This is a genomic window from Microbulbifer sp. CAU 1566, assembly GCF_023156515.1.
In the GTDB taxonomy this organism is placed as follows: domain Bacteria; phylum Pseudomonadota; class Gammaproteobacteria; order Pseudomonadales; family Cellvibrionaceae; genus Microbulbifer.
In genome coordinates this window covers 855,592-878,094 of sequence record NZ_JALNMG010000001.1, presented here as the reverse complement: position 1 = coordinate 878,094, position 22,503 = coordinate 855,592, and the positions used below count along the sequence as shown (strand labels likewise).

Genomic DNA, 22,503 nt, shown 5'->3' with positions numbered 1-22,503 from the left:
AACCATGCACTGCTGCAAGAATCAATCCTTGTGGGCAATGGTGCTCTTAACCCGCTCGGAGAAATCCGCTACACCCTGGTCAGTACGCACCACTTTCTGGATGGTGCCATCCGCGTTGAAATGCAGGTATTCGGCGGTGGAATAGCGCTGGCGTTTCTCACAGCTGGACACCGGTGACTGCATCCAGCGGTGGTAAAACAGAATCCACTGTCCCTTGTATTCGACGATGGAGTGGTGGTTGTTGCTCTGGTTCTCCTGATCCATAAAGACACCCTTGTACTCCCAGGGCCCCAGCGGTGAGTCGGACATGTAATAGGCGAGCTCGCGGTTGTTTTCCGGCATGGTGAAATAATATTTGCCGTCGCGCTTGAAGACCCAGGGGCCTTCCATCTTTGGCTCGTGGCCACCCATATCCATCTTCTGGAAATCGCCCTGGATACTGCGCATATCCTCGGCCATCTCTACCACGTAGTAATCAAAGCTGGTGCCGTGGAAATACAGGTAAGCCTTGCGGTCGTCGTCCATGAACAAAGCCGGATCGTTGGCATAGGGGGTACGCCACAGGGGCGCGCCGATGACATCTTTGAAGGGACCTGTGGGCGAGTCGCTTTCGGCAATGCCAATGCCCATCCACTTGGTGCTCTTCTCAGGGTTTACCCGATTCTTGTGACCGGTGCCCGCGGGAAACACCAGGTAGTATTTGCCATTCTTGTAGGCCGCATCCGGTGCCCAGGCATAGTTGTCGGCCCAACTGAGGTCGTCCACCGACAGCACGGCACCGTGATCTTCCCAATCCACCAGATTGTCCGACGAAAACACATGCCAGTTTTTCATCCAGAAATCCTGCTGGCACTCCTCGTCGTGGGAGGTGTAGAGGTACATCTTGCCGTCGCTCCACACGTGGGCAGACGGGTCGGCGGTTTTGATGTTGCTGCCGAAATCGAGGGGGTTCTGGGCCTGGGTGGCGCTGGCGCTCACTAGTAGCGACAGTAGGGTCGCTCTCAAGGTGGCTTTGGGCATGGGACACTCCTTTCATCGCGGCCTCATTTTTGTCAGGCCATTTATTGTTTTGGTCTGGCCGATTGTACGGATTATTGACCGGGAAGTAATGGCCAAAAAAAACCGCGCTCGAGGGCGCGGTTTCTGGAGGTTGCTTGTCGGTTCCGGTGACTTACATGGTGAAGTAAGTCGCCGCTCCGGGGCCAACCGGCAGGCCGGCGACAAACACCCAAAGGAAGAAGAGTGCGGTCCAGCCGATAAAGAAGAAGATCGAGTAGGGGATCATGGTCGCGATCAATGTGCCCATTCCCAGGTCTTTCTTGTAGCGGGTGGCGAAAGACACGATCAGGCCGAAGTAGCTCATCATCGGCGTGATGATGTTGGTCACCGAGTCGCCGATCCGGTAAGCGGCCTGGATCACTTCCGGCGCATAACCCAGCAGCATCAGCATGGGAACAAAGATCGGCGCGGTTACCGCCCACTGCGCCGAGGCACTGCCCAGGCTCAGGTTGACCACACCACACATCAGGATAAAGAAGAAGAACAGGATCGGGCCGGTGAGGCCGATGCTCTGCAGGGCTTCCGCACCCAGCACCGCAAAGATGGTGCCCAGGTTGGTCATTTTGAAGAAGGCCACAAACTGCGCGGCGAAGAACACCAGCACGATATACATGCCCATGGTGCCCATGCTTTTCGACATAGCATCGATCACATCGCGGTCATTCTTCATGGTGCCCACCACCTTGCCGTAGACAAAGCCCGGTACCGCAAAGAACACCACAATCAGGGCGACAATGCCTTTCAGGAAGGGGGAGCCGGCTACGGCACCTGTCTCCTGATTTCGCAGTACACCCCACTCCGGCACTATGGTGAGTGCCAGCAAACCACACACCGCAAGTACCGCGAGGCCGGCGTATTTCAGGCCGCGTTTCTCGGTGTCGGTCAGGGTGGTCATCTTGTCCTGTGACAGGTCGACAGACGCTTCGCTGTTGTCGTACTTGCCCAATTTTGGTTCCACAATCGCCAGGGTCACCCAACTACCCACAATGGTGATCAGGAAGGTACTGACGATCATGAAGAACCAGTTCACCTCGGGCCCCACCACATAGTTGGGGTCGATCATGTGCGCGGCGGATTCGGTGATACCGGACAGCAGCGGATCCACGGTGCCGAGGAACAGGTTGGCACTGTAACCGCCGGATACCCCGGCAAAAGCCGCGGCCAGACCCGCCAGCGGGTGTCGGCCGAGGGAGTGGAAGATCATCGCCGCCATGGGGATCAGCACCACATAGCCGAGCTCGGAGGCGGTATTGGAGATGATGCCGGCGAATACCACGATCACCGTAACGGTGCGTTTGGAGGCCTGCAGAACCATACCGCGCACCGCGGCAGACAGCAGCCCGGAGTGCTCGGCAATCCCCACACCCAGCAGGGCCACCAGAACCGTGCCCAGGGGTGCAAAACCGGTGAAGTTGGTGACAAGTGTTGTGACTATGGTCCTGAGACCTTCGCCAGAGAGCAGGTTGACCACATGGATAACGCCATCGGCAGCACGACCGGCAGCACCTTCGGGGCGGGGATCCGCCACTGACAGGCCAAAAAAGGACGCGATGCCACTGATCAGCACCACACCCACAGCAAAGAGGGCGAACAGAGTAATCGGATGGGGGAGCAGGTTGCCCAGCCACTCGACAGTGTCGAGGAAGCGGGTAAATGCCGTTTTTTTCGTGGCGCCGGCGGGCTGGATGTCACTGGGGGATGTGGATGTTGTCATTATGTCTCCTGTGCGAGTGCCTGCCGGCTAAAAAGTGATCAAATAACGGGCAATCATACAGCAATAATGATGGCGGCGCCTTTGAGCGAAGGGTGCCAGTATTTCTAGTTGAATTTCAGGGATTTTGGGCAATATTTGCCGAAAATACTGGGGGATCGAAGGGTATAGTGCCAGTGCGAAAGGGGCGGGGTGAGCGTTCAGCGTGCGCAGATGATGGCCCGTAATTGGTTTGGCGGGCGCCCGCTGACGCCCGCTCAAACGCAAACCGGTTCAGATGTTGAGGGTCAGAATTTGTAGCCGAGTCCCACCGAATAGACCCAGGGATCTATGTCCACATCAGTGGTGATACGGGTGGTGAAATCGCCACGGGAGCGGAAGTCGATCTTCGCCTTGGTATCGATATCCAGGTACCAGACCGCCGCATTGAACAGCCAGTTGCTGTCGCGACCGAACATGATGTCTACCCCCAGCTCGCCAGCGAGCCCCCAGGAGTCGTCCAGCTTCAGGTCCGCCGGGGTCAGGGCACCGAGCACGTCCTCGAAATACTCGTTGGCGACATTGCTGATATCTTCATCCATAAAGGTGGTGAAGTTCACGCCGAAGCCGACATAGGGCTGCACCCAGGACTCTTTGCACACGGGGAACCACTGCACCGTGAGTGTCGGCGGCAGGTGCTCGATGCTGCCCAGGTCGACTTTGCCCAGCAGGTTGCCGGGATTGTTCGGGTCCGGCAGGCCGGCGACGGCGAGGTCGTGCTCGAAGGGCAGTGCTACCAGCAATCCTAGGCCAAAGTGGTCGGCAAACAGCCAGGTGCCGGTGATGGTGGCGCTGTCACCGCTGTCTACGTAGACCCGGGTATCTTCCAGAAAGGTGCTGCCGTTGATTCGCAGCCAGTCGGAATCATCATCGGGGTCTACATAGCCCCAGCCGATGCGGGCGATGAAGTCGCCCTGCTCGTAATCTGCCAGGCACTGGTTGGCACCGAGGGTAGCCGCGAGAATCGCCGCAGCCAGGCTGATTGCTTTCATGCATTCGCTCCTTGAACTTCATGGCCGTGTGGCGCAACACTTTCAGTCTAGCCGGGGATGGAAAAGCGCAATATTTTTGCGTTTACTCTGGTGACAGGTCGAGTGCTGATGATTTGGGGCTTGTTGGTCTCCGGGCGCAGCGGGATAATGTGATCACAAATTTACTGGTGTGTTTTAGTGAGCAGTGGTGGAAAGATGAAAATAGGTGTTCTGAAAACCGACGATGTACGCCCGCAACTGGTGGCGGAATTCGGCGAGTACCCGGAGATGTTTGCGGACCTGCTGAAGCGTGAAGACCCATCTCTGGAGTTTGTGACCTATGAGGTGCAGCACGGCCACTATCCGGACGATATTGATGAGGTGGATGCGTACCTGATTACCGGCAGTAAAACCGGTGTCTACGATGACCAGCCCTGGATTGCGCCTTTGATGGCGTTTGTGCGCGAGTTGCACAAGCGTGAGAAGCCGACCCTGGGGATCTGTTTTGGCCACCAGTTGATTGCCCATGCGCTGGGTGGTGAGACGCGCAAGTCGGAGAAGGGCTGGGGCGTGGGGGTGCACAGTTATGAGGTGCAGGAGACGCCGGTGTGGATGGTGGAGCCTAAGCAGAACTTCAGTCTGCTGGTGAGCCATCAGGATCAGGTGGTGACACCGGCGCCGGGTACCAAGGTGATTGCGTCCAGCGATTTCTGCCCTTATGCGCTGCTGCAGGTTGGTGAGCACATGCTTACGATGCAGGCACACCCGGAGTTCACTAAGCCCTATTCTCAGGGGCTGATGGAGCTGCGCAAAGAGGTGTTTGGTGAGGATATGGTGGAGAAGGGTAAGGATTCGCTTTCTAACGATATTCACACCAGTGCGGTAGCGCGGTGGATGCTGGCTTTTTTGAAGAGTGCTTCGTAGTTGAGGTGAAAGTTCTATTTGCATTATGTGGCGCCAAAGCACTGGGTGTAAGTTTTTGAAACCGCTGTGAATACATCCCTGTACGCTGCGTCGGCGACGTCCCTGTCGCCGACGCTTTCAAAAACTTACACCCAGCACTTTGGCTTCAGCCCACCTGTATTGCTTCGTGAGCAGAATCTATTTCCACTTGATATTGCAGCCGATCGACGGCGTCTGATCTTCTCCTGGCTCGTCCCCCGCCAGAACCTTATCCACAGCGCCGCGTAAATCCTTCCCATTCACCGGTTCATCATTTCCCGGTCGGCTGTCATCAAACTGTCCTCGATAGGCAAGCTTTCCATTCCCATCAAACAAGAAAAAGTCCGGGGTGCAGGCGGCATCGAACGCCTTGGCTACGGACTGATCCTCGTCCACCAGATACGCAAAGCGATATCCCCGCGCGGCCACTTCTTCCTGCATTTTCTCCGGGCTGTCCTCCGGATAGCTGGCAAAGTCGTTGCTGTTGATGGCGACGATGCCGAGGCCGGCGGGCAGGTACTGTTCGGCGAACTCGGAGAGTGCGGCGGCAATGTGTTTTACGAAGGGGCAGTGGTTGCAGATAAACATGACCAGCAGAGGTTTGCCCGCATAGTCGCTGCTGCTGACCTGGGTGCCGGTCGGATCCGGGAGTTTGAAGTTGGGCATGGAAGTGCCCAGCGGAATCATGGTCGAGGGGGTGAGGGCCATTGGTTGCTCCTTTTCCGAGGCTAGAGATCAATTCTGATATTTATTCAGCCGTGTCCGAGTGTACGGCTTTTGTAAGGCCATTTCAGGCCGCTGTTCGTTTTGCCCTTTACTTCAAACTTTCGACTGGTACCGGCAGGTAGCGTTCTACGTCAAATGACGCATACCCCTCGCTTCTGAATCTTGTTTCCATTGGCCTTAAATCCAACCTGCTGCCGGGAAAGAGTGAAAGATTTTCCGGGGCGAGAAGCTGTTGCCAGTGTTTCCATGAATCAACTCGCTATTCCCGAGCCCAGTGCGGCTGAAGCCGTTTCCGCAGGGCGCTGGCACGCGAATCTGGAGCTGCAGTTCGCGCGCGGGGCGCGTGGCTGTCGGCTGGTGCGCAATCGGCATTTCGGTCCCTTGTATGTGCAGAAGCCGTTCTTTCCAGAAGGGCGGGATCTGGCGCATGTGTATCTGCTGCATCCGCCCGGAGGGCTGGTTTCCGGAGATCGGCTGGATATCCGCGTGGAGGTTCAGCAGGGCGCGGGTGCGCTGGTGACGACCACCGGTGCTGGGCGTGTTTACCGGGCGCGGCAGGACGGCCTGTTGCAGAGTCAGAATACGACGCTGCGGGTCGAGGCCGGGGCGAGCCTGGAGTGGTTGCCGCTGGAGAATATTGCCTACCCGGGTGCCAACGGGGCTATGAACACGCGGGTGGACCTCGCGCACGGGGCGCGCTTTGCAGGCTGGGAGGTTACGTCCCTCGGTTTGCCCGCCTGCGATGCCACCTTTGCCAGTGGCCAGTTATTACAGCGGCTGGAAATTTCTCGTGAGGGCGTCCCGCTACTGGTGGAATCCCTGCGCTTGAGCGGTGAAGAAATTTTGCAATCACGCGCTGGGCTGCAGGGGCTGCCGATCAATGGATTGCTGGTGATGGGGCCGTTTACGGAGGCACCAGAAGAGATTGTGCTGGAAGACTGCCGGGAAATTATCGCAGCGCATGACAAGCGCTGTGTGGCCGGTGTCACCCTGGTCGGCGAAATGCTCGCGGTGCGTGTGTTGGGGCGCTGCGCGTTTGAAGTGCGTGCACTGCTTACCGATGTGTGGGCGCGACTGCGGCCTGAATGGCTGGGGCGTAACCCCTGTGCGCCGCGAATCTGGCGCACCTGATTTGTTTTGATATCTATAAATTGAAAAGGCACTGCAGGATTTTGCATGGAATTACTGCCGAGAGAAAAAGACAAGCTGCTGGTGTTTACCGCCGCACTGCTCGCCGAACGCCGGCTGGCGCGTGGATTGAAATTGAATTATCCGGAGGCCGTGGCACTGATCACCATGGAAATCATGGAAGGTGCGCGGGACGGCAAAAGTGTTGCGGAGCTGATGGGTTACGGCCGCGAGATATTGAGTGCAGACCAGGTGATGGACGGCGTTCCCGAATTGGTTCACGAAGTGCAGGTGGAGGCCACTTTTCCCGACGGCACCAAACTGGTGACCGTGCACAATCCCATCAGCTGAAGCGCTAAATAAAAAGGGTGTGAAATGATTCCCGGAGAAATTCAGGTCGCGTCAGACAGAGGCGACATCCTACTCAATCCCGGTCGTGAAACCCGCACCCTGCGGGTGGAAAATACCGGTGATCGCCCGGTACAGGTGGGCTCCCATTACCATTTTTATGAGGTCAACCCGGCGCTGCGGTTCGAGCGCGAACAGGCGCGAGGGTTTCACCTGAACATCGCCTCCGGTACCGCGGTGCGTTTCGAGCCCGGGCAGGGGCGCGAGATAGAGCTGGTGGCTTACGCGGGCGCGCGCGAAGTGTACGGGTTTCGTGGTGAGGTCATGGGCCCACTGGACAAGGTCGGGGAGTGAGGGGAGTGAAACCGTGAGCAGCATGGATAGAGAAAGCTACGCACAGATGTTCGGCCCCACTACCGGCGATCGCGTACGTCTGGCAGACACCGAACTCTGGTTACAGGTAGAAAAAGATTTCACCCGCTACGGGGATGAAGTGAAGTTCGGTGGCGGTAAGGTAATCCGCGACGGTATGGGGCAGAGCCAGCGGCCGTCTGCCGAGACCCCCGACCTGGTCATCACCAACGCGCTTATTCTCGATCACTGGGGTGTGGCCAAGGCGGATGTGGCGGTAAAAGACGGACGCATTTCCGGTATTGGCAAAGCGGGCAATCCGGATGTGCAGGAAGGGGTCGAAATCATCATCGGTCCCGGCACCGAAATTATTGCCGGCGAGGGTTCGATCCTGACTGCCGGCGGTATCGATGCGCACATTCACTTTATCTGCCCGCAACAGGTGGAAGAGGCATTAATGTCCGGCGTCACTACCATGATTGGTGGCGGTACAGGACCAGCTACCGGCACCAATGCCACTACCTGCACCCCCGGTCCCTGGAATATTGGCAAAATGCTGCAGGCCACCGACAGCCTGCCGATGAACCTGGGCTTTCTCGGCAAGGGCAATGCCAGCCTGCCGGAAGCGATTGAAGAGCAGCTGGAAGCCGGTGCCTGCGGATTGAAACTGCATGAGGATTGGGGCACTACGCCTGCGGCCATCGACTGCTGCCTGACGGTAGCCGAAAAATACGATGTGCAGGTGGCGATTCACACCGATACCCTGAACGAATCCGGGTTTGTGGACGATACCCTCGGCGCTTTCAAGGGGCGCGCCATTCATACCTATCACACCGAAGGTGCCGGCGGCGGCCACGCGCCGGACATTATCAAGGCGTGCGCCTCGGAAAACGTATTGCCGTCTTCCACCAATCCCACGCGTCCCTACACCGTCAACACCGTGGATGAACATCTGGATATGCTGATGGTGTGCCACCACCTGGATACCAGTATTCCCGAAGATATTGCCTTTGCCGATTCACGTATTCGCAAGGAAACCATTGCCGCGGAGGATATCTTCCACGACCTCGGCGCCTTTAGCATGATCGCCTCGGATTCCCAGGCGATGGGGCGTGTGGGCGAAGTGGTAACCCGTACCTGGCAGACCGCGCACAAAATGAAAGTGCAGCGCGGCAATTTGCCGGAGGACGCGGTTGGTGAAACTGCCGGAGCCGACAACTTCCGCGCGCGCCGCTATATCGCCAAGTACACCATCAACCCTGCGATTACCCACGGCATTGCCCACGAGGTGGGTTCCATTGAAGTGGGAAAACTGGCAGATCTGGTGTTGTGGAAGCCGGCCTTCTTCGGCATAAAACCATCGATGATTTTAAAAGGCGGGATGATTGCCGCGGCCCCCATGGGCGATCCCAATGCCTCGATTCCAACTCCACAACCGGTGCATTATCGGCCCATGTTCGGCGCCATGGGGCTGGCTGCAGCGAAAACCTCGGTGACCTTTGTGTCCCAGGCTGCACTGGACAACAGCATCGGGGAAAAGCTCGGCCTGCAACGCACCCTGGTAGCCTGTAAAAACACCCGCAGTATCCGCAAAAAAGACATGCTGCTGAACGACTGGCAGCCGGATGTGACTGTCGATCCCCAGACCTACGAAGTGCGAGCCGATGGTGAACTGCTTAGCTGTGAACCCGCCACGGAGCTGCCGCTGGCGCAGCGCTACTGCTTATTCTGATTGTGAGGAACGCCTTTTGACACTGGATATCTACGAGCGTCTCGGTACCGACAGCGGAAAAACGCCCCAGTATTCCCTGGTGCTGGACCACCTGCAACGGGACCGCGGCCGCTTGCGCGCACAGGCGACCGACGGTAGCGAAGTGCGGATTTTTCTGGAGCGCGGCAAGCCATTACAGGTAGGGGAAATCCTGCAGAGCCAGTGCGATAGCTATGTCGAGGTAGTCGGCGCCGAGGAGCCGGTAACCACCGCCCACTGCAATGACTGGTTCACCTTCAGCCGCGCCTGCTACCACCTGGGAAACCGACATGTGAAATTGCAGATCGGCAATCGGGAAAGCGCCAATGGATACTGGCTGCGTATAACCCCCGATCACGTTCTGGAAGAAATGCTGGAGTTGCTTGGGCTCAGCCTGATGCGAGAAGAGGCGGTGTTTGTACCGGAATCCGGTGCCTACAGTGGTGGCCATTCCCATGGGCACTCTCAAGGGCACTCGCATGGCCATTCGCACAACCATTCGCACAGTCATGACGATCACCATGAGCATCACCACCACTGACACAGCGCTGCTGCGCCTGCTGCAGTTGTCCAGTGCCAGCCTGCCGGTGGGCGGCTACGCGTTTTCCCAGGGATTGGAATACGCCATTGATACGGGCTGGGTAAAAAATTTCGAGCAGACTCGCGAATGGCTGTCATTGCAACTGATGGAATCCCTGGCGCAGGTGGATTGCCCGCTACTGCTGCGTTGCTATCGCGCACTGCAGCAGGGCGATATGGAACAGCTGCATTACTGGAATCATTACGCCCTGGCGTGCCGCGAAACCCGCGAACTGCGCCTCACGGACACCGCCACCGGCAACGCCCTGATCCGGCTTTTGATTCAGCTGCAGATTGAACAACCGCTGGAGAAATCCGAAGCCAGTTTTGTCACCGCCTTCGCCATCGCCGCACATCACTGGCAACTGAGCGAGGAAGCCGCCGTACTGGGCCTGGTGTGGGCCTGGCTGGAAAACCAGGTTGCCGCCGCCACCAAACTGGTGCCCCTGGGACAGACCCAGGCGCAGCAACTGATCGGCAAAATTCAGCAACAGGTACCGGCGGCCATCACCAGCGCAACACAATTACAAGACTTCGAACTCGGGGCTGGCCTGCCCGCGCTGGCTATCGCCAGCGCCAAGCACGAACACCAGTACAGTCGATTGTTCAGATCCTAACGAGAACCCAATAAGCATCCTGGGGATAAATACCATGACCACAGCCAAAAAACAGACCCTGCGTGTCGGCATCGGCGGCCCGGTAGGCTCCGGCAAAACCGCGTTGCTGCGTGAACTCTGCGGTGCCATGCGTGAGTACTACGATATCGCCGTCGTCACCAATGACATCTATACCCAGGAAGATGCCAAGTTCCTCACTCACCACGAGGCACTGAGCGCGGACCGCATTCTCGGCGTAGAAACCGGCGGCTGCCCTCACACCGCCATCCGTGAAGACGCCTCCATGAACCTCGCCGCCATCGACGAACTCATCGCCCGTCACGGTGAACTGGATGTGGTGTTCGTGGAAAGCGGCGGCGACAACCTCAGCGCCACTTTTAGCCCGGAACTCTCCGACCTCACCATCTATGTGATCGATGTATCGGCTGGTGACAAAATCCCCAGAAAAGGCGGCCCAGGTATCACCCGCTCCGATTTGTTGATCATCAACAAAATTGACCTGGCCCCATTGGTCGGCGCGTCCCTCGAAGTCATGGATCGCGATGCCAAAAAAATGCGCGGCGAGAGGCCGTTTGTCTTCTCCAACTTGAAGGTACAAAAGGGCCTCAAAGACATTATCCAATTCATCGTGCGCGAGGGAATACTGGAAGAAAAATCGATTCCAGCAATTGACTGAAAAAGATCAAAGCAAGAACGCAAGCAGTCGAGGAAAATATGAAAGCAAAAATTCTCACCAAAATCATGATGCTCATGACGCTCGTAAGCGCGAGTCTGGCCACTCAAGCCCACGAAGGTCACGCACCTGCCGGGGTTGTGCACGAAATGCACCATATACTGTGGATTGTTATGGCGTTTTCGGTAAGTGCGGTTGCCGTATTCTTGTTACACATACGTAGAAGTTCAAAAAACGACCAGAAAGACTAAATAGCGGTGGAGTGCAACTGTCAGACTTGAAGACAGTGGGCCGGGTACAGGTTTCCAGGAGCGTCGCAAACAGGATGTTTGCGCCGCAGCGCCCAGGGATGGGTTCACAGCGATCCTGGAAACCTGTACCCGGTGCGCTGTCGCCACGACACTAATTTCATGGCGTAGTCTGTGAGGCCCGCACCTTGAGCTTGTGCCCAACCTGCACAATCGCCTCGATTGCCGGCTTCAACTCCGCCCCCAGCTCGCTCAACCGATATTCCACACTGGGTGGCGACGTCGGCATCACCTCGCGGATAACCACCCCGCGCTCCTCCAGTTGCTTCAGTCGCGTCGTCAGCATCTTCGCAGAGATCCCGGGAATATCACTTTTCAACTCGGTAAAACGCCGCGCCCGCTCACTCAGGAACCAGATAATATTCGGCGTCCAGGCCCCACCGATTACCTCCATGCAGGTACTCAAAGGGCAACTGGCCGGTGGCGTTTCCACCGGATTTTTTCGACGTGGCAGCACCGCAAACTTCCTTACTGTTTCCAAATTATGATTGCCGGAAAATCACCGGTTACCATCCGGTAACCAGGTATCCAGACCGTAACCACATATTGTAGTTACAAAGCTTCCATTAGTATATTTTGGTAACCACTGCCGCTAGACTGCCTCCCGCACACATCAGCCAGGGAGAGTATTTATGCGGAGAGAGGATTTTCGTGACAACCCGGTAGCGCAGGCACTGGGATTGACCTACCCGGTTTTACAAGGCCCCTTCGGCAGCGGTCACTCCAGTGCCGAACTTGCCGCCGCGGTATCCAATGCCGGCGGACTCGGTGCCTACGGTGCCCATCACCTGTCCGGCGTAGGCATTCTGGCGCTGGCCGCGGATATCCGAAATCGCACCGACAAGCCCTTCAATCTCAACCTGTGGATTCCCCGGGATCAGGAGTGGGGCCAACCCTTCAGCAAATCGCGCGAACAAACCTACCTCAAACAGATTGCCCCGCTTTATCAAGAGATGTCTCTGTCTCCACCAGCGGCCGCCGAGAATCCGCTGCACGATTACGAAGAGCAGGTGGAGGCAATACTCGCAGCGCGGCCGGCGGTATTCAGTTTCGTGTTCGGTATTCCCGAACCCTCGATTCTCGATCGCTGTGCCGAGCGCGGTATCAAAACCCTGGGGGCGGCGACCACGGTCGCCGAGGCGGTGGCACTGGAAAGCGCTGGCGTGGATATGGTGATTGCGTCAGGACTGGAAGCGGGCGGCCATCGCCCGGCGTTTTTGACGGAGCCCGAACCGCGCACTTTGCTCACTACTTTTGCGCTGCTGCCCAGGGTGCGCGATGCGGTATCGATTCCGGTGATCGCCGCTGGCGGTATTGCCGATCATCGCGGCGTGCGCGCCGCCATGGCGCTTGGGGCGGATGCGGTGCAGGTAGGCACCGCGTTTCTCGCCTGTGAGGAATCCGGCGCGAGCGATATGCACAAGCGGCTGCTGCGCAAAAGAGAGGGTGTCGATACCGTACTGACGCGAGTGGTTTCCGGGCGTATGGCCCGCTATATCCGCAACCGCCTGACCGAAGCCAGCGATGCCTGGGACGATCCGGCATTGCCCTATCCATTTCAGATGTCGGTGACGCGGCCGCTCTCCCGTGCGTCCACGGAAAACAACAATCCCGACTTTGCCACCATGGCCGCCGGTCAAATGATTGGCCTCAGTTTCCACCTGCATGCGGCAGAACTGCTGTCTGCCCTGGTGGGCGAAACCGATGCTGTCCCTGAACGATGAATACCAACCTGTTGCTGTAAGCAAGCCTGTTTGAACCCTAACCCACAAAGGATGAAACCATGTACAAACTGTATTACATGCCCGGTGCCTGCTCTCGCGCGATTCACGCATTGATACTGGACTTGGACCAGCCGGTAGAGCTGATTGCGCGGGACTCGGTCGAGGACTTCCGTTCCATTAATCCGACCAACCAGGTACCGGTACTGGTAGATGGCGACCTGGTATTGCGCGAGGGCGCCGCCATTGTGCTGTATTTGCTGAACAAGCACGCGCCCGAATCACTGGGAGCCAGCGCGGCACAACAGGCGGAATTCACCCAGTGGCTGATGTTTGCCAACGCCACGCTGCATCCGGCCTATGGTCTGCTATTTTTTGCCAGTCGCGGCCTGGAGTCGGACGCGGCCAAAGAGGAGGTTTTACAGAAAGCCGCCGCGCGGATTAACGGCCTCTGGCAACTGGTGGAACAGCGTCTCGCGGATCGGCCGGTTATCTGCGGGGAGAAAGTATCGGCGATCGATATGATGCTGGCGGTTTACGCCAACTGGAGTAATTACTTTCCGCTGGAGATCTCTCTGGGTAAAAATACCCGGCAGCTCTTTGAGAAAGTGGTGGAATACCCGGCCTTTGCAAAGGCGGTGGCCGCAGAAGAAGCGGTCGCAGCCTAGAAAGTCACGCGATTCAAAACGGGAGGCCGATGGCCTCCCGTTTTTTCAGTATCTTATCGCATCGGCTCAGGCGTCCGGGTTCAGTGCGCGTATTGCGATGCCCGCCGCCGCCGTACGGTTTTCAACGCCGAGCTTTGAGAAAACGCCTTCGAGATGCTTGTTGACGGTGCGCGGACTCACCTCGAGAATCTCGCCGATTTCACGATTGGTTTTCCCGTTGGCAATCCAGAAGAGTACTTCCGATTCCCGTCGGGTCAGCGACAGTTTTTCGCGCAGTATTGTCTCGCCGCCGGGGCCACCATCGTCTATCAGTTTCAACAGGTAGGTGCTGCCGCCGCGCTGCTCGATAAACACCACCGCGAGTGGTTTGTGAAAACCCTCCAGCTTTAATTTGTGGCCACTCCCCGGGTTGCGTGACAGCCATAGCTGCAGGTCTGCTGCCATTTTCTGTTGCAGGCCGCCTTCCATTGCACCGGCGCTGCTCAGCAGGGCATAGGTCTGTGGTGTGGCCCAGTGCATTCGACCCGCCGCATCCACGGTGCACAGGAACTGCCCGGTAGAGTCCAGGGCCTGGTGGGCACTGGAGGTCAGGCGCGCATTGTTCAGATGCACTTTCATGCGGGCCAGCAGTTCATTCGGCTGAATCGGTTTAGTCAGGTAGTCGACGCCGCCGCTTTCCAGCCCGCGCACGATACTTTCGGATTCTGTCAGCCCGGTCATGAAAATTACCGGAATAGAAGCCAGCTCGGGATCGGCTTTCAGCAAACGGCAGGTTTCAAACCCATCCAGCCCCGGCATGACCGCATCGAGCAGAATCATATCCGGGCGCAGGCGGCGGGCAATATTCAGCGCCTGGTTGCCATCCAGCGCAACCAGTACGTCTATTCCTGCCTGCTCCAAGGTGTCATTGATCAGGCTCAGGGTATCTGGCGAATCGTCCACTACCAGCACGATATCGCCTGTGTGCGTATCCGCCGTTGACCGGGTGGCACTGGCCGTGTCGTCACCGGGTTTCATGTTCACTCCTTGATTTCCAGGGCTTCGCTCAAAGGCTCGAAGCGCATGGTGTCCGCCAGCTGGCGGAATTCTTCAATGCGGTGTGTGGGTACCACCGATTCTGCGGCAATCCGGTCCAGGGTACGGTGCACGCCGCTGCGGTAGCCGATGCGCGCGTATGCGAGCAGTTCTGCCAGCAGTGGATGATCCGGCAGTGCCTCACTGGCGTTAGCTTGCCGCGTTTGTGGCTTGACCGCGGGTCCGCTGTCGGTGGCGTAAACCCAGGTCAGTTTCAGCAGTTGGGCCATGGTGTCGAACAGCTTCTGGTTCACCAGCGGCTTCACCAGGTAAGCATCGTGGTGGGCGGGCTCGCTGTCGCCGGGTTTCAGGTGTCGCTCCTGTGCGTCGGCGGAGAGCATCACGATGGGGACGGCAATACCGCGGGTGCGCAACTGCTCGGCGAGCTCCAGTCCGCTCATGCCCGGCATGGTCACATCCAGCAGGAAGAGGTCGGGCTGTTGCTGCTGTACCAGTGCCAGACAGTCTTCGCCGCTCTGTGCCTCCATCATGGAAAAGCCCAGTGGTGTCAGCAGGTCGCCAATCAATCCGCGGTGAATGGGCTCGTCGTCCACCACCATTACGCTGCGGCGCGGGCCCTGGTAAGCGCGGATACGACGCTCCGGCACCTCGCTGTGGTGATCCGAATCCACCCACGACAGCAGCAGGGACACGGTGAAGCGGCTGCCGGCGTCCGGTGCGCTTTCCATGCGCAGCTCGCCGCCCATGATTTCCGTCAGCAGGTAGGCGATGGTCAGCCCGAGGCCGGTACCGGTGGCCACTGGAGTTGCGCCGTTGCGCACCCGCTCAAAGGGTTTGAGGATACGCGCCTGATCTTCCGGGTGAATGCCCACACCGGTGTCCACAATTGTGAACTCCGCTACCTGATTGCGGTAGCGGATGTGAAAATCCACCTGTCCCTCGCGGGTGTATTTGATCGCGTTGGACAGCAGGTTGATCAGTATCTGGCGCAGGCGTTTTTCATCCGCGATTACCGTGGATGGCAGTGGATTATGGATATGGCAATAAAACCGGATGCCTTTTGCCTCAGCCTGGGGACGGAACATTTCCACCATCTGTTCGAGCAGTTCCGGCAGCCGTACCTGGTTGCGGTAGATATCCAAGCGCCCGGCTTCGATCTTGGAAATATCCAGCAGCCCTTCAATCAGGTCCGTCAGGTATTCACCGCTGCGTTTGATAATGCGCAGGCCATTGCGATGCTTTTCCGGAATGTCCTGCTGCTGGTTGAGCAGCTGTGCGTAGCCGAGAATGGATTGCAGCGGTGTGCGGAGCTCGTGGCTGATCCCAGAGAGGTAGCGGCTCTTGGCGCTGTTGGCGCGGTCCGCCTGCTCCTTGGCCGCTTGTAAGGCGCGGTCGGTTTCCTTGTGCGCTTCGATTTCGTTCAGCAGCAGCCGGGTCTGGCGGTTCGATTCCATCTGCGCAACGATGCGGCTGTCGTGGGTCAGCAGGAACAGCCAGGCCAACACGCCCGCAATCAGCAGCAGCACCACAAACAGTGTCCAGAACGCCTGGCTCAGCAACTGTGCCTCCCCGTCACTGGCCGGTTGTAGCTGGCCATAGATCAGTGACAACACGCCGGCAATACACACACTGGCGCCCAGTAGCAGAGCGGCAAAGCGTCCCAGTCGGGAATCCACCCCGTTCACCACGGCCTCCGGCACCAGTATTTTGGCGAAGGTGGCCAGCTGCCGGGAAAAGCGCGCGTCCGGCTTGCAGGCATCGAGACAGCGGGAGTCGAGTGAGCAACAAAGTGAACAGATCGGGCCCTGGTAAGCGGGGCAGTGGCTCATGTCCGCCGGTTCGAAATCGTTTTCGCAGATACAGCAGGTCTGGGCTGACTGGATGTAGCTACTGACAGCGCGCTCGCCGTCGCCGTCGAGAAAGTCCCTATGACGGGCGAGATAGAAACGGCCGCCGGTTGCCAGCCCCAGCAGCGGCACCATCACAAAGCAGATACCGAGGCTGATAAAGCTGGCAAAATTTTTCGCCACTTCGCCGAAATGGCCTAGGTAACACAGGATACCGATCACCGATGCCAGCAGCATGGAGCCCACGCCCACCGGATTGAAATCGTACAGATGCGAGCGCTTGAACTCCACGTAGGACGGACTGATGCCCAGCGGCTTGTTGATCATCAGATCCGCCGCCAGGCAGCCCAGCCAGCTGATGGCCACCAGGGAGAAGATACCCAGCACACCTTCGAGTGCGCGGTAAATTCCCAGCTCCATCAGAATCAGCGCGATGCTCACATTGAACACCAGCCAAACCACACGACCCGGATGGCTGCGGGTAAGTCGCGAAAAGAAATTCGACCAGGCGATGGAGCCGGCGTAGGCATTGGTGACGTTGATCTTCATCTGCGAGATCAGCACCATCACACCAGCCAGGATCAGCGCCATGGTGGGTGACTGGGTCAGGTAGTTGAACACCGTCTGGTACATGTACACCGGATCGGCGGCCTGCTCGGCAGAGGCGCCATCGGTGATCGCCAGATAGGCGAGGAAGGAACCGAACAGCATCTTGATCACGCCGATAAAGATCCAGCCCGGCCCGGCAAGGGTCAGCCAGAACCACCAGCGCTTGCGATTCTGCCGGGTCTTTTCCGGCATGAACCGCAGGTAATCCACCTGCTCGCCAATTTGCGCCACCATGGCAAAAAACACTGCACTGGCAGCACCAAACAGCATCCAGTTGAACCCCGCTCCCGCCGGATTGTGTTGCGGTGCGTACTGGGTCCAGTCATCCACCCGGGAAATTTCAAACCAGGCTGCACTGCCCAGTGCCAGGCACTGCAACAGTAACCACAGTGGCTGGGTGCCGATCTGGAATTTGCTCACCGCGTGAATGCCGTGAGTCACGATGGGGATGACCGCCAGCGCGCAGAATATGTAGCCGATGGCCGGGGGAATACCCAGCAGGGCATGCAGGGCCGAGGTGAGGATTGCGGCCTCGATGGCGAAGAAGATAAAAGTGAAGGAGGCGTAGATCAGCGAGGTGATGGTGGAACCGAGATAACCGAAGCCCGCACCGCGGGTCAGCAGGTCGATATCCAGGCCGTGCTTGGCCGCGTAATAGGTGATCGGAAAGCCGGTAATAAAGATCACCGCGGCCACTGCGAGCATGGCGGCAACAGTGTTGATAAAGCCGTAGTTGAGGGTCACCGCCGCAGCGATCGCCTCGAGCGCGAGAAAGGCAGTGGCACCAAGGGCGGTTTTGGCCACCTGCTCAATGGTAAAACGGCGCCCGCGCACGGCGGTAAATCGCAGTGCGAAGTCCTCTAGGGTCTCGTCTCCCACCCACTTGTTGTAGGTCCGCCGTACGCGGAACACCTGTTGTGCGGGTTGCATGGCCTGTTGTTCGTTGTCGTTATCGTTGCCCGTAAATATTTCAACCACCGGGTGCTGCCTACTGCTGGTTTCTCGTCATATTCTTTTTTCTTGCAACAAGAATACCGGATTCTGTGCTGATTACTGCCATCCTTAGTGTACTTCCCTCCGCATTTCTGAAAACCGTCAAATGACGTAGTCACCGGCCCCAATACGCGTATAGCTCCCCTGTCCCCACGGTCGAATAATCGATAGCAGCAAAAATAACCAATCGAGACCAAAACCGAGATCGAAAACCAAGGGGACAATCATGGAGAAGTATTCAGGAGGTGAGCGACTGTCAGCGGTATGCCAGTCGAAGAAAAGGTGGTTAGGTGGCGCCTGTGCGGCAGGGGTTCTGGCGGCGAGCGCCGTATCACTGCCGGTGTCAGCCAAGCAGTACGAATCGGAAGGTGGGCAGACGTTCAGTATCGGTGCCGGATTTCGCTCCCAGTTCCAGTCGGTGGAAGGGGATAGCGAATTCACCATGCCGGATATCCGCGTCTACACCTCTGGCCAGCTGAATGACACGGTGAAGTTCACCTTCAATCTGCAACAGCGGGACGGCGATACCGTGGATGTGCTGGATGCGATTGCGCAATTCGAGTTCAGCCCGGCGTTTAATATCTGGGCGGGCCGCATGCTGACGCCGGCGGACCGCATCGAAATGAGCGGACCTTACTACGGTCTCAGCTGGAACCAGTATCGCCAGCCGCTCTACGCCTCCGACCAGGGTGGCCAGGCGGGACTGATCGGGCGCGATGAGGGCATTACCTTCTGGGGCACCGCGGGAAAATTCCAGTACGCCGCTGGTAGTTTTATTGGCCTCGATGAATACAGCAACCAGGACGAGAAACCGCTGTACGCCGCGCGCTTTGCCTACAACTTCCTGAATATGGAAGCCAATCCCGGTTACTACACCAGCTCCACCTATTACGGTGGTCTCGGCAATATTTTTACCCTGGCGCTTTCCCTGCAGAGTCAGGAAGACGGTGTGGGCAGTGCGGAATCCGCCGGTGATTTTTCCGGCTGGACCGTGGATATGCTCTCGGAATCAGTGCTGGATGCCGGCGGTGTGATTACCGTCGAGGCGGAATACAAGAGTTTCGATGCTGATTATACCCTGGCCTCCCAGCCCACCAGCGGCGATTGCTTCTGTCTGTTTGACGGCGAGTCGGTCTTCGCCACTGCTGCCTACCTGTTTCCGGTCAACGTGGGCCCGGGCAAATTCCAGCCCTACCTGCGTCTGGTGGAAAACAGCCCATCCGATGCCGACAGCAGCAGTTCCACCGAGCTGGGCCTCAATTATGTGGTCAACAGCCACAACACCCGCCTGAACCTCAGCTATGTCTCCGGTGATGCCAACGCCTCCGGATACGCCGGCGCGGATGTGGATGTGCTGAGCCTCGGCTTGCAAGTCCAGTTGTAAAACACCTCGGGAAAAGATCCATAAAAATACAGGAGCCACTCCATGAAACTGAAAAAATTCGTTGCCAGTCTGGCGTTCGCCGCCGGCACTAGCGTAATCAGCGTTGCCGCGCTGGCGGCTGAGACCATCAAGGTCGGCGTACTGCACTCGCTTTCCGGCACCATGGCCATCAGTGAAACCACCCTGAAAGACACGGTGCTGATGATGGTGGAAGAGCAGAACCGCAAGGGCGGTCTGCTGGGCAAAAAACTCGAAGCGGTGGTGGTAGACCCGGCTTCCGACTGGCCACTGTTTGCGGAGAAGGCCCGCGAGCTGCTGACCAAAGAAAAAGTGGATGTGATCTTCGGTTGCTGGACATCGGTATCGCGCAAATCCGTGTTGCCGGTGATCGAGGAACTGAACGGCTTGATGTTCTACCCGGTGCAGTACGAGGGTGAAGAGTCTTCCAAAAATGTGTTCTACACCGGTGCCTCGCCGAACCAGCAGGCAATCCCGGCGGTGGATTACCTGATGTCCGATCTCGAAGTGGAGCGCTGGGTACTGGCCGGTACCGACTACGTCTATCCGCGTACCACCAACAAGATCCTGGAGGCGTACCTCGAATCGAAGGGCGTCGCCAAGAAAGACATCATGATCAACTACACCCCGTTCGGGCACTCCGACTGGCAGAGCATCGTTTCCGATATCAAGAAATTCGGTGGCGCCGGCAAGAAAACGGCGGTGGTATCCACCATCAATGGCGACGCCAATGTGCCTTTCTACAAAGAGCTCGCCAACCAGGGCGTCAGCTCCGAGGACATTCCGGTCGTGGCCTTCTCCGTGGGTGAAGAAGAACTTTCCGGTATCGACACCGGTCCACTGGTCGGCCATCTGGCGGCCTGGAACTACTTCCAGGGCATCGACAGCGAGGCCAATGAATATTTCGTCCAGCAGTGGAAAAAATTCATTGGTGATGAAAAGCGCGTAACCAACGATCCCATGGAGGCGACCTATATCGGGTTCAACATGTGGGCCAAGGCGGTGGAAAAAGCCGGTTCCACAGACGTGGATTCGGTTGAGCAGGCAATGATCGGCATCGAGTTCCCGAACCTCACCGGCGGCGTCGCCAAGATGAACAAAAACCACCATCTGTCCAAGCCGGTATTCATCGGCGAAATTCAGGACGACGGCCAGTTTGAAGTGGTGTGGGAAACCGAGGGTGTCGTGGCCGGCGATGCCTGGTCTGACTTCCTGCCGGGTTCCAAGGACCTGATTGCCGACTGGACCGCACCGATCAAGTGCGGCAACTACAACACCGAGTCCAAGGCCTGCAGCGGCCAGGCTCAGTAAAGCGGTTGGCGAAATCCCCCCAATCTTGATGTAACGAATGCGGAGAGTTTAGTGAAGGTTTTACTACTCAAGCTTTGGATGGCATCAGTGGCCGTTTTGCTGCTGCCAACCGGCAGTCCGCTGGCGCAAACAGAACCCACAGCAATCGCTGTGGGTTCTGTGCTCCAGCAATTACCCGGCGCAAGTCTGAAAAAGACCGGTGACCTGGTGCGACAGCTGGAGCAGGCCGGGGGCGCTGAAATGCGTTCTCTATTTGAAATGATGCTGGCGGGTGATCTCTACTATGTGAAAGAGAGCGGACAATTGTTGGAGATCCAGAAAAACAGCAGCGGAACCCTGGTGGGCCGGGCGCTGTTTGATGGCGCGGAGCTCGGGGAGTTCAAATCCCGCGCGGTGAAAAAAATACGTGTAAACAACCGGCTACGCAGTCAGCTGCGCGATGCCATTGCGCGAATCGATTTGCTCCACGGTGACGGGCAGTCGCAGCGCGCGGCGGTACTTGCCATGCTGGACGATTTGACGCCACAGAATATCCGGCTGTTGGAAGAAGCACAAAAAGCCGGTGTGAACGCCGAAGTCGCCGAGTTGATCAGTCTCGCAGACGCTATGGTGCAACTGCGCGACAGCAACAGCACCGCAGATCGGCTTTCCGCAATCGCGATCATGCAGGGGCGGCTGGAAGCCCCGGTTCGCAATCAGCTGCAGAGATTGTTGAACACCGAGAGCGAACAGGATGCCGTGGTCAGGGCGGCCGCGCAGAAAGCGCTCGATAAAATTTCCGAACGCATCAAATTCTACAGCCAGATGGAGCAACTGTTTTTTGGCCTGAGCCTCGGTTCGGTACTGTTGCTTGCGGCCATTGGCCTCGCCATTACCTTCGGGGTGATGGGGGTGATCAATATGGCCCACGGTGAAATGATCATGCTCGGCGCCTACACCACCTATGTGATTCAGCAGCTGATGCCTGGGGCTATCGGCTATTCCCTGCTGGTCGCGGTGCCGGCGGCGTTTCTGGTATCTGGCAGTGTCGGCGTGCTGATCGAGCGGGGCGTCATTCGACATCTGCAGGGGCGTCCGCTGGAAACCTTGCTCGCCACCTTCGGTATCAGCCTGATTCTGCAACAGGCGGTGCGCAGTATTTTCTCGCCGCTGAATATGCAGGTGGTGACGCCGGACTGGATGAGCGGTTCCCTGGCGATCAACCCGGTGTTTTCCGTCACCTACAACCGGTTGTATATCCTGCTGTTTGCCCTGGCGGTATTCGTCGCATTGGTGACAGTTCTGAAAAAGTCCTCTCTCGGCCTGAATGTGCGCGCAGTCTCCCAGAACAGGGACATGGCCAAAGCCATGGGCGTGCGCACGGAAATGGTCGATGCAATGACCTTTGGCCTGGGTTCCGGAATTGCTGGAGTGGCCGGGGTGGCACTTTCGCAGTTGACCAATGTGGGGCCAAATCTGGGGCAGTCTTACATCATCGATTCCTTCATGGTGGTGGTATTTGGCGGTGTCGGCAATCTGCTCGGTACACTGGTCGGCGGCTTCTCCCTGGGGGTTGCAAATAAATTCCTTGAACCGGCTACCGGCGCGGTACTGGCCAACATCATTGTGCTGGTCTGCCTGATCCTGTTTATCCAGAAACGTCCAAAAGGCTTGTTTCCCCAGCGCGGGAGGGCAGCGGAATGAGCACAATGAGCACAATGACTCGCATGCTGGAG

Annotated in this window: 20 protein-coding genes; 13 read left to right on the top strand and 7 right to left on the bottom strand. The window is 57.8% G+C overall.

Annotation, left to right across the window (positions count from 1 at the left end):
* Window positions 1-21 precede the first annotated feature (21 nt).
* The 3 genes from M0G74_RS03610 to M0G74_RS03600 all read right to left on the bottom strand — a co-directional run bounded on the left by M0G74_RS03610 (window position 22) and on the right by M0G74_RS03600 (window position 3,801).
* The gene (locus M0G74_RS03610) at window positions 22-1,020 is read right to left on the bottom strand and encodes a family 43 glycosylhydrolase (RefSeq protein ID WP_248214702.1); all 999 of its coding nucleotides are present in this window, start codon (window positions 1,018-1,020) and stop codon (window positions 22-24) included.
* Window positions 1,021-1,171: 151 nt separating this feature from the next.
* Window positions 1,172-2,773 (bottom strand): AbgT family transporter, encoded by a 1,602-nt coding sequence (locus M0G74_RS03605; protein ID WP_248214698.1) that lies wholly within the window; start codon window positions 2,771-2,773, stop codon window positions 1,172-1,174.
* Between the two features lie 284 nt (window positions 2,774-3,057).
* The gene (locus tag M0G74_RS03600) at window positions 3,058-3,801 is read right to left on the bottom strand and encodes an OmpW family outer membrane protein (RefSeq protein ID WP_248214696.1); all 744 of its coding nucleotides are present in this window, start codon (window positions 3,799-3,801) and stop codon (window positions 3,058-3,060) included.
* A gap of 195 nt (window positions 3,802-3,996) precedes the next feature.
* Here M0G74_RS03600 and M0G74_RS03595 point away from each other — a divergent pair, with 195 nt between their 5' ends.
* Window positions 3,997-4,704: a gamma-glutamyl-gamma-aminobutyrate hydrolase family protein gene (locus M0G74_RS03595; RefSeq protein WP_248214694.1), complete on the top strand. Its 708-nt coding sequence runs from the start codon at window positions 3,997-3,999 to the stop codon at window positions 4,702-4,704.
* A gap of 177 nt (window positions 4,705-4,881) precedes the next feature.
* On the opposite strand, the gene M0G74_RS03590 is transcribed toward M0G74_RS03595, so the two are convergent.
* Window positions 4,882-5,430 carry a thioredoxin family protein gene (locus tag M0G74_RS03590; protein ID WP_248214692.1) on the bottom strand — a complete coding sequence of 183 codons (549 nt, stop codon included), beginning with the start codon at window positions 5,428-5,430 and terminating at the stop codon, window positions 4,882-4,884.
* A gap of 264 nt (window positions 5,431-5,694) precedes the next feature.
* On the opposite strand from M0G74_RS03590, the gene M0G74_RS03585 reads away from it, so the two are divergent.
* From M0G74_RS03585 to ureG, 7 genes are read left to right on the top strand one after another with little or no spacing between them, the layout of a single operon-like run.
* Window positions 5,695-6,579, top strand: coding sequence for an urease accessory protein UreD (locus M0G74_RS03585; RefSeq protein WP_248214691.1), 885 nt, complete (start codon window positions 5,695-5,697; stop codon window positions 6,577-6,579).
* Between the two features lie 45 nt (window positions 6,580-6,624).
* Entirely contained in the window at window positions 6,625-6,927 is a 303-nt protein-coding gene (locus M0G74_RS03580; protein ID WP_248214689.1) for an urease subunit gamma, read from the top strand.
* 24 nt (window positions 6,928-6,951) lie between these two features.
* Window positions 6,952-7,278, top strand: a complete 327-nt coding sequence (locus M0G74_RS03575; RefSeq protein ID WP_248214687.1) for an urease subunit beta — start codon at window positions 6,952-6,954, stop codon at window positions 7,276-7,278.
* Window positions 7,279-7,291: 13 nt separating this feature from the next.
* Entirely contained in the window at window positions 7,292-9,007 is a 1,716-nt protein-coding gene (ureC, locus tag M0G74_RS03570) for an urease subunit alpha (protein ID WP_248214676.1), read from the top strand.
* A 16-nt stretch (window positions 9,008-9,023) separates the two neighbouring features.
* Window positions 9,024-9,566 (top strand): urease accessory protein UreE, encoded by a 543-nt coding sequence (locus M0G74_RS03565; RefSeq protein WP_248214674.1) that lies wholly within the window; start codon window positions 9,024-9,026, stop codon window positions 9,564-9,566.
* On the top strand, window positions 9,505-10,221 hold the full coding sequence (locus tag M0G74_RS03560) for an urease accessory protein UreF (protein WP_248214672.1): 717 nt from the start codon (window positions 9,505-9,507) through the stop codon (window positions 10,219-10,221). The genes M0G74_RS03565 and M0G74_RS03560 overlap by 62 nt, the downstream gene beginning before the upstream one ends.
* 34 nt (window positions 10,222-10,255) lie before the next feature.
* Window positions 10,256-10,897 (top strand): urease accessory protein UreG, encoded by a 642-nt coding sequence (ureG, locus tag M0G74_RS03555; RefSeq protein ID WP_248214668.1) that lies wholly within the window; start codon window positions 10,256-10,258, stop codon window positions 10,895-10,897.
* Window positions 10,898-11,302: 405 nt separating this feature from the next.
* On the opposite strand, the gene M0G74_RS03550 is transcribed toward ureG, so the two are convergent.
* On the bottom strand, window positions 11,303-11,659 hold the full coding sequence (locus M0G74_RS03550) for a helix-turn-helix domain-containing protein (RefSeq protein WP_201276920.1): 357 nt from the start codon (window positions 11,657-11,659) through the stop codon (window positions 11,303-11,305).
* Between the two features lie 175 nt (window positions 11,660-11,834).
* On the opposite strand from M0G74_RS03550, the gene M0G74_RS03545 reads away from it, so the two are divergent.
* Together M0G74_RS03545 and M0G74_RS03540 are read left to right on the top strand one after the other, a co-directional pair.
* The gene (locus tag M0G74_RS03545; RefSeq protein ID WP_248214665.1) at window positions 11,835-12,926 is read left to right on the top strand and encodes a nitronate monooxygenase; all 1,092 of its coding nucleotides are present in this window, start codon (window positions 11,835-11,837) and stop codon (window positions 12,924-12,926) included.
* A 59-nt stretch (window positions 12,927-12,985) separates the two neighbouring features.
* Window positions 12,986-13,591: a glutathione S-transferase family protein gene (locus tag M0G74_RS03540; protein ID WP_248214662.1), complete on the top strand. Its 606-nt coding sequence runs from the start codon at window positions 12,986-12,988 to the stop codon at window positions 13,589-13,591.
* A gap of 66 nt (window positions 13,592-13,657) precedes the next feature.
* Here M0G74_RS03540 and M0G74_RS03535 read toward each other — a convergent pair whose 3' ends face one another.
* Entirely contained in the window at window positions 13,658-14,608 is a 951-nt protein-coding gene (locus M0G74_RS03535; RefSeq protein ID WP_160152425.1) for a response regulator transcription factor, read from the bottom strand.
* Window positions 14,609-14,610: 2 nt separating this feature from the next.
* Window positions 14,611-18,060 carry an ATP-binding protein gene (locus M0G74_RS18335; protein WP_248214658.1) on the bottom strand — a complete coding sequence of 1,150 codons (3,450 nt, stop codon included), beginning with the start codon at window positions 18,058-18,060 and terminating at the stop codon, window positions 14,611-14,613.
* Between the two features lie 241 nt (window positions 18,061-18,301).
* Here M0G74_RS18335 and M0G74_RS03525 point away from each other — a divergent pair, with 241 nt between their 5' ends.
* The 3 genes from M0G74_RS03525 to urtB are packed head-to-tail and all read left to right on the top strand — an operon-like array spanning window position 18,302 to window position 22,471.
* Window positions 18,302-19,459 carry a hypothetical protein gene (locus M0G74_RS03525; RefSeq protein ID WP_248214655.1) on the top strand — a complete coding sequence of 386 codons (1,158 nt, stop codon included), beginning with the start codon at window positions 18,302-18,304 and terminating at the stop codon, window positions 19,457-19,459.
* A gap of 42 nt (window positions 19,460-19,501) precedes the next feature.
* Window positions 19,502-20,788 (top strand): urea ABC transporter substrate-binding protein, encoded by a 1,287-nt coding sequence (gene urtA, locus M0G74_RS03520; protein WP_248214652.1) that lies wholly within the window; start codon window positions 19,502-19,504, stop codon window positions 20,786-20,788.
* 51 nt (window positions 20,789-20,839) lie between these two features.
* Window positions 20,840-22,471 (top strand): urea ABC transporter permease subunit UrtB, encoded by a 1,632-nt coding sequence (gene urtB / locus M0G74_RS03515; RefSeq protein WP_248214648.1) that lies wholly within the window; start codon window positions 20,840-20,842, stop codon window positions 22,469-22,471.
* Window positions 22,472-22,503 lie beyond the last annotated feature (32 nt).